A 12379-nucleotide genomic window follows, 5' to 3' on the forward strand; every position below is an offset into this window, starting at 1 on the left:
ATTCAACAGCAATACGACCTGCGCGGCGTGATTCCTTATCACGTCAATGGTCCGAGAAATATTGCGCGAAAAATTGAAGAAAGCCTTCAAAACTCACTGATTGAAAATAAATGGGTCAATCTTGTAGGCATCGTTGGCAGCGGTAAAACAATGCTTGCTACTAGCATCCTGCAAAAATTTGAAAACCAGTATTGGATCGATTTGAAACAGTTCCCCGTCGAGCTGGTGCCCGGGATTTTGCTTCACGAATTATGCGTCCACTTTTCCCTGGAATATTCAAAGTCATCAAACTTCTTGCAGTTGGCAGAAGCAGTTAACGAAAATAGTTTAATTGTTCTAGACGATTTTCCCAGGATCGATTCAAGCAGGAATACCCAACTTTTTCTTACAGATCTTCGGCAGTTTTTAGTGAAATCCGGCGCGAAGCTCCTAACAACTAGCAATTACGAAGTGCTGCCTAGGCTTGGGTTTTTACCAGAAACCGATGGTATCGTTGAATCTAGACTAGAACTTTTTGAAGAAAGCGAAATTCAGGACGTCGCAACTGGTTTTGGCTGTGAGGCCGCCCACCTGGGAGTTTTTACAAGTATTATCTCCTCTTCGAGCGGCGGGCAGCCGACATTGGTTAACGCACTTTGCAAGTTCTTCCAAAGCCATGACTGGGTTTTGACAAATCTAGATATTGAAGCGCTGACCTCTGTTGGGTATGATCCATATCTTGAAGAGCAAACTGTTGAAAAAGTATTGGCCGACGTAACAGATGCAGCAACTCGGAATATGCTATACCGCTTGCGACTCATCATCGGCTTATTTTCCAACCCTCAAATTGATATTGTTTGTGAAGCAGCCCCAACGATCGAACTCCCATACGAAAAAATGGGGATGCTCACCGGTAAATGGATCTCTCGACATAGAGATATCTACGCGCTTTCTCCTTTAGTGTCCAAGCTGGGGGGAGACAATGTCGCGCCTTCGCTAAGATCGACTATTAACGAGAAGCTTGGGCGTCAGATTATTAGAAATAGCGCGATAAGTCTTGTAGATGCGGATAAGGCACTTAGGTACTTCGAGAGATCAAAAAGAGTCGATCTAGCCGGTTTTGTGCTTTCTCTAGCTCTTGAATATCTGAACGAGCATTCCGACGCCTTTCCTGATATACCCTTCATTTTGTTCTGGACAAAAGGTTCAATTCCGTCGGGGGTAGACCTTCATTTACAGGCAGTAATCCGTACGATACAAATCTCGTTGGTCAAACGACGAAGCGATTGGTTGACAGAGTTTTACCTGGATTTTTTGATTGCTGACCTTGAAAAAATTGTTGAACGAGCTGTCAAAGGCGCGGTTGATGTTTCGTATCCAACTTTGTTTTTAGCACTTCATTTTTCAGGATCTGATGATTTTTCCAGAAGCAATCACTATCTGGTGCAGTCACTTCGGTACGTCCACAATATTGATGATCCTAAATTCGATAGAATTTTAGCCTCGAGCAAATTTTCGGTAGAAAGTTTGCTTTGGAGAAATCTAACATCAGTGAGCTCTATTGAAGAGTTTCGTTTGTGGTTAGTGGGGTTCAATGAATTGACCGGCGAGCAGAGGTCGAAATCCCAGTCAGGGGATATGCATATTGCTTGTTGCCATATGTTCTTTAAGACGCAGTACGAGCGAGAGGGTGCATCAAAGAATCCCAACTGGCCTTTGTTGCTCGCCTTCCTTGAAGAGATACTCAGCGCTTCGAAGGATCAAGGATTACCAATCTTGATAGCTTATGGAATCAAAACGAAGATTTTGGTTCTGGTAAAGCATCTAGACGATGCGCTGGCTGCATCAGCATCTGCCAACGCATATCTGCAAAATACCGACCTGGCAGATTTGGATCGTTTTATTGTATGCAATGAAATAGGGCAGCAATTGTTTTATAAAGGGGAAACAGATGCGGCGAAGGATTATCTTCTGACAGCCGTAGAGATTCAAGTGCCAGAGTACTTCACCGAGCAATCGGAAATCTATCTCATTCTCAGCCAGCTCTATGAACGCATTGGGAAGTCTCTAGCGCATACCTATGCAGAAAAGGCGTTTGAGTTTCAGGTTGATAATAGCTACGTCGATGAGATTTTTTCATATAAGATAATCGGGGAGTACGCTGTTTCAGTCTGGGAAAAGGATCAAAGTACCAGTACTTTTTATATCATGGAGCAGGGAATGAAACGAATTCTCTCTTCCTATCAGGGAACAGGCGAGTTCAAAGCAATGGTCGTCCGATATTCCCACGTGATAAATTACTATTATCATAAGTTTATCAAAAAGCCGCTTCCACCTGCCGAAGGGGGGGAATATACTGTTCCCTTTCGGGGTATTTTCCTCAGAAGCAACACACAGTTGTTGGCGGGGGATTTTTATTTTGAGCAGCGTAGGTTCATGGCCGCTTATCTGATGGTGCAGATATTTGAGGCACTCGAAGATCAGAAGTCGGCATCAAATTGGTTTGAAGAGTGCCGTCGTCTCAATCAGGATGACCATGATAACAAATTTGCCATCCTGATGCTGGGAATGCACGCTAATCTGATCGTGGAAGAAAAATATGAGGAGGCGGCCTATTTCGTTTTGCAACTACTTGAGCAAATCAATCAGTTAAGTTCAAAATTTCAGACCCAAAGCGCTGGCGGTCAAGACGAATTTACCAGGAAAATGTCCATACTGGGCTCAGTAGTTCCCAGTGACACTGACCTCGTTCTTAACTATTTCGTAACATTACCTATCATCCTGAAATTGCTTGGAGACTACACTACTAGCGGTGATTTGGATCAAATGCTCAGCGGCATTGAGCGTTATAGAAAAATCAGTCCATGCTTCGTCCACGAATCAGCATTTATAGATCTTGCCGAGATGTTTAAGGTTTTCTCAGACCCGAGAAGCACTTATACTGACTTGATGAATCTTGCAGGAGAAAGATCTGATTCATTCCGAACGATCGTAGTTTATTGGTTTGCTTCTCTGAAAGGAAATGCTGTGGAGGCATACAGAACTCAAATAGCCACTATTCGTACCTATTTAAGTGTCGTTTCTCAAAGTCCCTCTGATGCATTGACTGTCCTGCTAATTAGGCCGTTCTTTGTCGAGTTTTGGGAACAGAAATTCCACCGTCACCAAAATGAGTTTGCTTACCAGAAACACCTTATCAGTACTGGGTGGCCGGAAATTGCTACTACAAAAGGTGTTGCCGGTTTAAGGAAACTATTTCAAGTCATGGCACATCATTTAGACCAGGAGTTTGACGAAAGCCAATTTGAATAAAGCGGGCCACCTCAAAACTTCGGTATTATTTCTTACTGCTCGCATTCTTTGTTAACAGCAATTGATAACAACTGGGTGTATTCTTGTAGTATGACGATGCTACTGCTATATATCCCGAATCGGATAAGTCTTTAATCAGCCGTACGAAAAAAGCCCCTCAACTTTCGTTGAAGGGCTTTTGTACCGAGAACCGGAGTTGAACACCTAATCAATCCTTAGATTTATTGCCTGAATTAGCTTCAAAAGCTTGGTCAGGTGTCCGATTTCACTCCCGCCATCTCCACGCAAGCTGATTATTGTTTTATCCAAATTAGTATTAACCCGAAGTTATTTTATCTCTCGAAAAAGCTTTAGAAGTGGCGTCAATTGTTCGATTTGGCTCTCACTAGCTGCACCTAAGGAAAATATGATCGTTCCTTTTTTTATTGTAAATAATGAGTGTGTTAGCCTGGTATTTCAAAGTGCCTGTCGTGGAAAAAGTTGTGTTTGGGTATGTTGCTCACCAACCACATCGAGTAATAAATAGTGCGAGCGATAGGGATTACATTCCGGATAATATTTACTAAAAATATTATCCGGAATGTAATTAGCCATAATTTTCTGTAATTGCCGATATTTGTAAATAGTAGCCGATTTTAGAATGTTATATGTCCCTTATTTGTCCCTTAAAATTTATAACTAATTGAAAATTAGTTAGTTTGAAGTTTTGTATCGGATTAAATATGAAGGATTATCAACAAGACAATCCCGTTTTCTGTATTGCAACTAATGTTTTCATAAAGTACCACAGGCTATGCTTAATCATACCAAAGGAAAACACACTGGTATCGCTTCTTTTTTTTAATTCCCAATATAAGTTTCTGCTCCGTCAGGAATGAGCTTCACCGTTTTAAACAATAAATATGTGAATTTAAATGGAGTCCAGTATTTTTGAAATTCTGTAATTGGAGTTGTGCAAGTCAGATAGCTGCCCTAAAATCTGAAATTGATAAGCTTCTGAATATACCGGTGAATACATTCTTGAAAGTAGTTTGAAATTATTCAGTAACCTAAATGTAAGACAATGGCAACAGAGAGAAAGCACAGAGAGAGGGGAGATGTCATTTTCGCAAATCAGCTTGTAACTATGGGCGACCTTGAGAATTTCAAGTCTGATCTACTGGACGAGATTCGAACGATTGTAAAAGTAGATCATGGACGCCCAACTAAAAAATGGCTTAAATCCAGCGAAGTCAGGAAGTTGCTGGATATTTCCCCTGGTAAACTTCATTGGCTCAGATCCAATAGACAACTTGAATTTATTAGGATAGGTGGGGTAATTTATTACGATAGGGAAGATATTACAAAGATGTTTGAAAAAAGTAAAGTTCGGGTATCATCTTAATTGGGTATGATAAATTTGAAAAGGACATCAGGATATGGCACTATGGTTCCACCTTCATGGAGCCATGTTAAAATTTATTTTTTTCAGAGTGGAAAAACTGAGACTATGGCTAAAGGATTTTTTTGCTATTATTCCAATAAAAGTTGGTTGAATCCAAAGGGTGAATTAATCACAGATTGGAAAATGTGTGCCTGGCAATGGATCTGGAATAAAACTGAGAGGAGTAGTTAAGGGCAAAAATGAAACACCTTTCCTGAAAAAACGCCACTAAGTATGATTTTACTTAGTGGCGTTTTTGTATTTTTTAATATGAGCTAGCTGACACTTCTCAGTTTTCCTTCACTGGTAAATAGCAGAGATTTTACCATTTCCATGTTTTGACTGATCCTTGGCTTACGTACCTTGGCATAGCGCTGTGTAGTACGGATGGATTTGTGCCCGAGCATTTTGCTTACATCCTCGAGTGGCACACCGCTATTAAGCATAATGTCAGCAAAAGTATGTCTGGCTAAGTGCGTATTCAGCTCGCGGGCGACATTACAGATGATGGCTAACTCCTTTAAATAGCCGTTGTAATGTGCATTGCTGTTGACAGGAAGTAATTTACCATTGATTTTGCAACATGGATGACCTTTGTACTTTTCAAGTATCTCTTCCACAACAGGCAAAATTGGCACCATTTCAGACACACCTGTTTTGCCACGATCTTTAATGAGCCATCTTTCGGCGTTTTTACCTACTCTGACTATATTCTCAGTTTTCAAATCAAAAAGATCCTGATAGGCAAAGCCAGTAAAGCATTGAAATATATAGACATCACGTACTTCTTCAAGTCTTTCAACCAAATTTTCTTTTTTGTAGATAGTTTCCACTTCGTAAAGTTCGAGTGGTGGAATATCTGTTTCATCAGCACCGCATACAAAAGAGCTGATCGGATTTGCGCTGATTAGTTCTTCGTTTACACAGCCTCCTAAAATTTGCTTTGTTTTTTTGATATGCTTTTTTGCAGTCGGCTCTGCCAGTGGATCTTCAACTTCCAGTGTCAGGTAATTATAAAATGAATCCGCAAAGGAGTATCTAATCTCTCTTAAGTCAAGGTCATTCCGGCCATATTGATGCTTAATGTATTGTGAAACCTTCTTTCTGGTCGATCGCCAATGACGTAAAGTACCCTCAGATCTCAAATTCTTTTTCACCTTTTGATCAAAAGTTTGAATAAAACGATCAAACGCTTCTAAAATTGTCTTTGTGGTGTTTTGAGTGGTGCTCCCTGATGTTTTTCTCTGGCTAATTATCGGCAGGCCCAAATAAGCGTTTTTGAGCATCGTAGGAGTGATATGGTCTTGCTGAGATTGCAGGAGCATAAAATGACTTTCCAGATCCGTTTTAAGTTTGCCAATCTTTTGGTTGGTGATTCTGGCTTCACTGCTTCCCTCTGTCACAAGCTTAATTTTGTTATCCCAAAACTTAGGCAAGGTTTTTCGGCCCAGTGAAATTTCTTCATTGATACCTTCAATGGTGATTCTAGCATAAATAGGAGCCTTGCCATCCCTGGAAGCTTTGGCTTTAAACAGCCAAAACAGGATTGAGAGTTTCTGATTGCTTTTCATTCTTCACATTGTTTAAGTGGTCAAAAGTTTTTTCCGTTCTACCGGATTGACACATTGATTTCCAAAACATCTTCTCACACAAGTCTTTATCGGAAAATCGGTTACCTAATTTAGGGATTTCAAATGGTAACTGAATAGGTAACCGAATACCTTGATTTACTTTGATTCAGAATGAACTACTTTTTTGTAAAAATGACTGATTATTAAATCATTATATACAAAAAAAGCGCCGTTTGAGGCGCTTTCAGTGATCCCGCTGGGATTCGAACCCAGGACCCATACATTAAAAGTGTATTGCTCTACCAGCTGAGCTACGGAATCATTATTTTTGCAGTTGGAATAGCCGTGGCGTTTTCCGTAATTGCGATGCAAAAGTAGAATTCTTAAAAGTCAAATGCAAGCCCTGATAAATAAAAACCTAATTTTCTGGATACTTTTGGGTTCAATATTACCCAAATGTGAAGTGTTTTCGGCCAGTAAAAATGAATTAAAAAGAGCTGATTCTCTGTTTGCTATGGCTAAGTATTCGGAGGCGACGGTACTGTATAAAAAAAATTTCGGAAATGGCGAAAAAAATAATCAAAGCCTGCTCCTGAAGCTCGCTTTTTTGGCTGAAAAGACAAATGACTATACCGATTGCCTTTATTATCTTAGCAAGCTCGCGTTAATTTCGCCTTCCAGAAAACTGTTTGAAAAAATGGATAAACTGGCGTCGGAGCAAAATTTAAAAGGCTATGAATTCGACGATTATAATTATTTTATAATTTTTTACAGACGTTATGGTGATTACATACCAATTTTGCTCCTAACTTTGGGAGCATACATCGTTCTGATCATGGTCATGAAAGTACGCCGGAAGGAACCGATTTTAAAAATTCACAAGATCTCAATAATTTTCTATCTTGTCGCTTTGCTGGGGTTGCTTAATATTCCATCGCTCTATAAAACCTGTGTTATCGTCAATTCTAATACGTTTTTGAGAGATGAGCCTTCCTCCGCATCACTGGTTGTTGAAAAGGTCGGTAAAGGCCACAAACTTACCATTGTTGGCTCTGTTGATCACTGGGATCGCGTTATCTGGAACAACAGGATTGTATATGTAAGAAAAAGCGATTTGTGGAATATTTAGTGAATCTGGCTGGTATCATTTTTGTGGAGAAGTAACTTTGTATATATTTATCGAATAATTTGTTTTAAAAATCAAGATTCATGAAAAAGCCAATGAAACGTTTTTTACTATTAATGACTGGTGTTGCTATGTTAGGCCTGGTTTCTTCCTGTAAAGAAAAAGGGCCACAAGAAGATGATGTAGTAAAATTTCATGCAACAATTAATAGTCAGCCGGCAATTCCAAAATCTTCATCTACTGCTCAGGGAACAGGTGTATTTGAGTACAACAAGGTGACTAAGGAGTTGACTTACAATATTTCATATCAAAACGTTACGCCAACAGCGATAACGATCAATGCGGCTAATCCGTCGTGGCAAATTGGAGGTGTTGTATATACTTTGGCATCCACTCCAACCGGTGCTCAGATTTCAGGTTCTGTTAAAAACGTTTCAGTTGGAGATCAAACTTCATTGATTTTAGGTGCCATGTATGTTAATATTACTAGTAAAACTTATCCTTACGGTGAAATTCGTGGCCAGATTACTATTGATGAGGTAGAATATTAAAAATAAAACGGGCATAAAAAAAGCGATCGTAGAATTTCTACGATCGCTTTTTTTATGCCCTGAAAATTATTTCTTTTTCTTCTTTTTCTTGTTTGATTCAAAATCTTCAACTTCCTTCATCAGCGCTTTTAAATCATCTTTTGGCTCGGCACTGAAATCTATCGTTTCTGAATATTCCTGGCCTGTTATTTTCAAAACTTCAATTGGTTTTCCAAGGAATTCCTGAATTTCTTCCAACATAGGTTTTTCTTCCGGACTGCAAAACGAAACGGCAAAGCCTTTATGGGTTCCTCGGCCGGTACGTCCAACGCGATGAACATAGTTTTCTGCCACGTCAGGAAGGTCATAATTTACTACGAAATCGACATTGGCAATATCAATTCCCCTTGCACTTACATCTGTAGCAATCAGTATCTTAATATCACCCTTTCTAAATAAATTCATAGCTTCAAGGCGGTCGTCCTGATCCTTATCACCGTGGATGGTCACACTTTTGATTCCCATTCGTTCCAGCGCTTTGAACACTCTTTCCGCACGGACTTTGGTACGCACAAAAACCAGAATTTTACTTTCTACATTCTCTCCAACGATCCTTTCCAGAAAGAAACGCTTATCGTCCATGCCTATAAAAGCTACGGAATGCGTAATGTTTTTAGCAACTTTATCATTGGGCGATATCTGTATACGTATCGCATTCCGAACCAGTGAATAAGCCAGTTTTTTAATTTTCTCATTAATTGTTGCAGAGAAAAATAAGGTTTGTCTCGTGTTCGGAAGAAATTTTATCAGATCCTGTATATCTTTTATGAAACCAAGATCCAGCATATGATCGGCTTCGTCCAGTACAAGTATTTCTATGCGGTTGAGCTTTATATGTCCCTGACTCACGAGATCGAACATTCTTCCCGGTGTTGCAACCAGGATATCGATACCTTTTTCAAGTTGTGCAATTTGCGGTCCTTGTTCTACGCCTCCAAAGACGCTAAACGCTTTAACTTTGGTGTATTGACCAATCCTGTCAAAAACTTCTGTGATCTGGATTGCAAGTTCACGTGTAGGTACCATCACAATGCATTTTATTCCCTCCGGTCTGGTTGCTGATTTCCTGCGGTGTAATATATCAATGATAGGAATAGCAAAAGCAGCTGTTTTTCCGGTTCCGGTTTGGGCAATTGCAAGTACATCTTCACCTTTCATGATCGGTTGAATCGCCTTGAACTGTATATCGGTTGGGCGCTTGAACCCGGCTTTTTCCAGACTTCGCTTTATTTCGGGAACAATGTGGTAATCTTCGAATTTCATAAATTATAATATGGTCAGGCAAGTGATTGCTCATTTGCCTTCATTTAACATTTGGCAAAGATACGCCGTTATTTGTCAATCATTATTTTTTGATTTTTATACAAGTAAAAAATGGCGGTAGGAACTGGAAAATGATAAAATCTAACGACGTTAATTATTCTTACAAAAATAGAAATTAAGTAAAATTTTAATTCATTAATATGATTCTTTACTGATTTTAACAATAAAAAGCTACTGATTGTCAGTATATAAAACCAGGTTTTATATACTGACAATCAGTAGCTTTAATCCTAACAAAGAGGCATTAAGATTCGTAAAGGCGCAGTCTGTTTTTTAACAAAACGATCTCTCCCTGCATAGATTCTACACGTTTCAGTAAGTGGTGAACAACCTCTATTCCTTCCAGATTGACATCCAGATCGTCATGGAGGCGAATCATTCTTTCCAGTTTTTGAAGTTGTGGCAGGTGTATATATTGTGTTTCCTGAACAAAAACAGTATCAATTAGTCCAACTTCCTGCAAAGACTGGACGAAAGAATATTCAACTTTATAATGGTTACAAAATATATCAATCGAAATCAGCTGATCAGTTTCCATAGCAAAAAATTGGATTAGGATTTAGATAACTCAGTAAACAGCTCCTTTTGTTTTTCGGTAAGATCTGTCGGAATTTTTATATTAAACGTTACATACAAATCTCCAAACTGGCCATCCTGTTTGTAAACCGGGAAACCTTTTCCTTTCAAACGAACAATATTTCCGTTTTGTGTTTCCGCTTTAACAGGAAGCTTTACTTTTCCGCTCAATGTTTCAATGATCAATTCTCCACCTAAAACAGCAGTATACAAATCAAGATCAGCTGTGAGGTATAAATCATTTTTCAGCCGCTTGAATTTCTCGTCATTTGCAACAGAAAATGTGATAAACAAATCACCATTAGGGCCTCCGTTACTTCCGGCGCCACCGTGCCCGGAAATTTTTATATTTTGCCCATTTTCAATACCTGCCGGTACTGTTATACGAATATTTTTTCCGTTTACCGTTAAAGTCTGTTTATGGGTTTCATACGCTTCGGTTAAAGTCAGATGCACTTCGGCCTGATAATCCTGGCCTCTGAACTTAGTTTGTCGGCCACCAGCACGGCCACCGCCAAATCCCGAATTTCCTCCAAACATTGATTCAAAAAAGTCGGAGAAATTATCACCGCCGCCTGATGAAAATCCACCGCCATAATTGGCGGAAGATGCACGGGCTTGCCGGGCTTTTTCATATTCTTCCCCATGCTCCCAGTCTTTTCCATACTGGTCATATTTTTTTCGTTTTTCAGGATCGCTCAAAACCTCATTGGCTTCATTGAGTTCCTGAAATTTCTTTTGAGCCTCCTGGTCGTTCGGGTTTACATCAGGATGATATTTGCGGGCCAGCTTCCTGTAAGCAGCTTTAATTTCTTTTTCAGTAGCAGTTTTTTGTATACCCAGTATTTGATAATAATCAACGAAAGCCATGTTTTTATCTGATGAAGTAAGTCAGTATCCAGTTATTTAATATCATTTTTTTATCGATTAAAACGCACAACGCAACATCGTTGCGACGTTAGGATTTATTTATTGTTCAACATTTTTAAATATAAATCTTCTACTTTTTTTCTTGCCCACGGTGTTTTTCTCAAAAATTTCAGGCTCGATTTTATGCTCGGTTCATGGTTGAAACTATTAATATTGATTTGAAATCCAAGTTGTTCCCATCCGAAATATTCTACCAGTTCATTCAATATTGCTTCTAATGTTTTTCCGTGCAACGGATTATTCAGCTGGCCTTCCATGCGTAAATTTTAGTATTGATATTAAAGGTAAAAGGAAAATTTGTTAGAATAAATAATTATTATGCTTACTTATTAGTTCAATTTAATATCAGACACGAATGGATCAGATAAAATGGGGGATTATTGGCTGTGGTAATGTTACCGAAGTAAAAAGCGGTCCGGCATTTAATATAGTACCAAATTCTCAGCTCATTGCAGTTATGCGCAGGGACGCTGAAAAAGCAGAGGATTACGCAAAAAGGCATAATGTGCCAAAATGGTACAGCAACGTGGACGATCTTATCAGTGATCCGGAAGTGAATGCCATATACATTGCGACGCCGCCCAATGTGCACGAAGAATATGCGGAAAAGGCAATGCGGGCCGGAAAACCGGTTTATGTTGAAAAACCAATGGCAATGTCCGCAGAAGAATGTGACCGGATGAACGCAGTAAGTGCAGAAACCGGAATTCCGCTTTTTGTAGCATATTACCGCCGCTCCCTGCCTTATTTTGTAAAACTTAAAGAGTTGATTTACAGTAATATTATTGGCGATATTCGTTACGTGAATATTTGTTTGCAATGGCAGCCTTACGATGAAGAGGTTGGGGAATTGCGCAAACCAAGATGGAGGGTGCAGCCGGAAATATCCGGTGGCGGGCATTTTCATGATCTGGCTTCACACCAGTTTGATTATTTAGAATACGTTTTAGGGCCTATCAAACAGGCAAGTGGCATTGCGAGGAATCAGGCGGGTTTATACGAAGCGGATGATATCACGGTTGCAAATTTTGAATTTGAATCGGGTGTTTTGGGAACCGGTACCTGGTGTTATACAATCAATAAAGAGCAGCGGGAAGACTCAGCGCAAATTGTTGGGTCAAAGGGAAGAATTAAGTTTTCGTTTTTTGAAAAATTTGATATTATCGTGGAGACGGAATCCGGTTCAGAAACATTTAACATTCCTTATCCGCCACATGTGCAGCAACCGTTGATCGAGTTGATTGTTGCGGAATTAAGAGGAGAAGGGAGAAGTCCGAGTAACGGTATCACGGGCGGCAGAGCCAATTTAATTATGGATTGGATTACAAAAGGACAAAATCACGTTTTGTAATTCCTGAAAATTTTTAAGTAGCTTGCGATACAAAATATGGGGTTATTTCTGTTATTTTACCACATTAAATTTAAATCTTAATAGTCATGGCAAAGGGTAAAAATCTGGATAAGGGAAGCACAAAAAAAGAGCCCGAGAAAAATCTTAAAGAAAAACGTGCTGAAAAGAAGGTAAAAAAGGATAGTAAAAAAGAATATT

11 protein-coding genes and 1 tRNA gene are annotated in these 12379 nt (G+C 39.4%); 5 read left to right on the forward strand and 7 right to left on the reverse strand.

The window, feature by feature from the left end; genetic code table 11:
• The first annotated feature begins 27 nt into the window (after positions 1-27).
• Complete coding sequence (locus FZF08_RS03980; protein ID WP_159467357.1) at positions 28-3291, forward strand: hypothetical protein; 3264 nt, start codon at positions 28-30, stop codon at positions 3289-3291.
• A gap of 456 nt (positions 3292-3747) precedes the next feature.
• Here FZF08_RS03980 and FZF08_RS03985 read toward each other — a convergent pair whose 3' ends face one another.
• A complete protein-coding gene (locus tag FZF08_RS03985; RefSeq protein ID WP_159467358.1) occupies positions 3748-3885 on the reverse strand; it encodes a hypothetical protein in 138 nt (45 codons plus the stop codon).
• A gap of 469 nt (positions 3886-4354) precedes the next feature.
• On the opposite strand from FZF08_RS03985, the gene FZF08_RS03990 reads away from it, so the two are divergent.
• Complete coding sequence (locus FZF08_RS03990; protein WP_159467359.1) at positions 4355-4675, forward strand: helix-turn-helix domain-containing protein; 321 nt, start codon at positions 4355-4357, stop codon at positions 4673-4675.
• Between the two features lie 314 nt (positions 4676-4989).
• Here FZF08_RS03990 and FZF08_RS03995 read toward each other — a convergent pair whose 3' ends face one another.
• Both FZF08_RS03995 and FZF08_RS04000 read right to left on the reverse strand, forming a co-directional pair.
• Positions 4990-6285: a site-specific integrase gene (locus FZF08_RS03995; protein WP_159467360.1), complete on the reverse strand. Its 1296-nt coding sequence runs from the start codon at positions 6283-6285 to the stop codon at positions 4990-4992.
• 248 nt (positions 6286-6533) lie between these two features.
• Positions 6534-6606, reverse strand: a tRNA-Lys gene (locus FZF08_RS04000).
• Positions 6607-6679: 73 nt separating this feature from the next.
• On the opposite strand from FZF08_RS04000, the gene FZF08_RS04005 reads away from it, so the two are divergent.
• Together FZF08_RS04005 and FZF08_RS04010 are read left to right on the forward strand one after the other, a co-directional pair.
• A complete protein-coding gene (locus FZF08_RS04005) occupies positions 6680-7414 on the forward strand; it encodes an SH3 domain-containing protein (protein ID WP_159467361.1) in 735 nt (244 codons plus the stop codon).
• A gap of 80 nt (positions 7415-7494) precedes the next feature.
• Positions 7495-7962 carry a CHRD domain-containing protein gene (locus tag FZF08_RS04010; protein WP_159467362.1) on the forward strand — a complete coding sequence of 156 codons (468 nt, stop codon included), beginning with the start codon at positions 7495-7497 and terminating at the stop codon, positions 7960-7962.
• Between the two features lie 66 nt (positions 7963-8028).
• Here the strand turns inward: FZF08_RS04010 and FZF08_RS04015 are convergent, their stop codons facing one another.
• From FZF08_RS04015 to FZF08_RS04030, 4 genes are all read right to left on the reverse strand, one after another.
• Positions 8029-9264, reverse strand: a complete 1236-nt coding sequence (locus FZF08_RS04015; RefSeq protein ID WP_159467363.1) for a DEAD/DEAH box helicase — start codon at positions 9262-9264, stop codon at positions 8029-8031.
• A gap of 304 nt (positions 9265-9568) precedes the next feature.
• Entirely contained in the window at positions 9569-9862 is a 294-nt protein-coding gene (locus tag FZF08_RS04020; RefSeq protein ID WP_159467364.1) for a chaperone modulator CbpM, read from the reverse strand.
• Positions 9863-9876: 14 nt separating this feature from the next.
• Positions 9877-10770: a DnaJ C-terminal domain-containing protein gene (locus tag FZF08_RS04025; RefSeq protein ID WP_159467365.1), complete on the reverse strand. Its 894-nt coding sequence runs from the start codon at positions 10768-10770 to the stop codon at positions 9877-9879.
• A gap of 95 nt (positions 10771-10865) precedes the next feature.
• Positions 10866-11087: a VF530 family DNA-binding protein gene (locus FZF08_RS04030; protein WP_159467366.1), complete on the reverse strand. Its 222-nt coding sequence runs from the start codon at positions 11085-11087 to the stop codon at positions 10866-10868.
• 98 nt (positions 11088-11185) lie between these two features.
• Between FZF08_RS04030 and FZF08_RS04035 the strand changes: the two genes are divergently transcribed.
• Positions 11186-12181 (forward strand): Gfo/Idh/MocA family protein, encoded by a 996-nt coding sequence (locus FZF08_RS04035; protein WP_159467367.1) that lies wholly within the window; start codon positions 11186-11188, stop codon positions 12179-12181.
• Positions 12182-12379: the final 198 nt, after the last annotated feature.

The sequence above is a fragment of the Dyadobacter sp. 3J3 genome (assembly GCF_009801115.1).
Taxonomy (GTDB): Bacteria; Bacteroidota; Bacteroidia; order Cytophagales; family Spirosomataceae; genus Dyadobacter.

Bases quoted from the DNA above. Each gene is read 5' to 3' on its own strand.
- FZF08_RS03985 (WP_159467358.1), bottom strand. From the start codon at position 3,885: ATGGCTAATTACATTCCGGATAATATTTTTAGTAAATATTATCCGGAA.
- FZF08_RS03990 (WP_159467359.1), top strand. From the start codon at position 4,355: ATGGCAACAGAGAGAAAGCACAGAGAGAGGGGAGATGTCATTTTCGCA.
- FZF08_RS03995 (WP_159467360.1), bottom strand. From the start codon at position 6,285: ATGAAAAGCAATCAGAAACTCTCAATCCTGTTTTGGCTGTTTAAAGCC.
- FZF08_RS04005 (WP_159467361.1), top strand. From the start codon at position 6,680: ATGCAAGCCCTGATAAATAAAAACCTAATTTTCTGGATACTTTTGGGT.
- FZF08_RS04010 (WP_159467362.1), top strand. From the start codon at position 7,495: ATGAAAAAGCCAATGAAACGTTTTTTACTATTAATGACTGGTGTTGCT.
- FZF08_RS04015 (WP_159467363.1), bottom strand. From the start codon at position 9,264: ATGAAATTCGAAGATTACCACATTGTTCCCGAAATAAAGCGAAGTCTG.
- FZF08_RS04020 (WP_159467364.1), bottom strand. From the start codon at position 9,862: ATGGAAACTGATCAGCTGATTTCGATTGATATATTTTGTAACCATTAT.
- FZF08_RS04025 (WP_159467365.1), bottom strand. From the start codon at position 10,770: ATGGCTTTCGTTGATTATTATCAAATACTGGGTATACAAAAAACTGCT.
- FZF08_RS04030 (WP_159467366.1), bottom strand. From the start codon at position 11,087: ATGGAAGGCCAGCTGAATAATCCGTTGCACGGAAAAACATTAGAAGCA.
- FZF08_RS04035 (WP_159467367.1), top strand. From the start codon at position 11,186: ATGGATCAGATAAAATGGGGGATTATTGGCTGTGGTAATGTTACCGAA.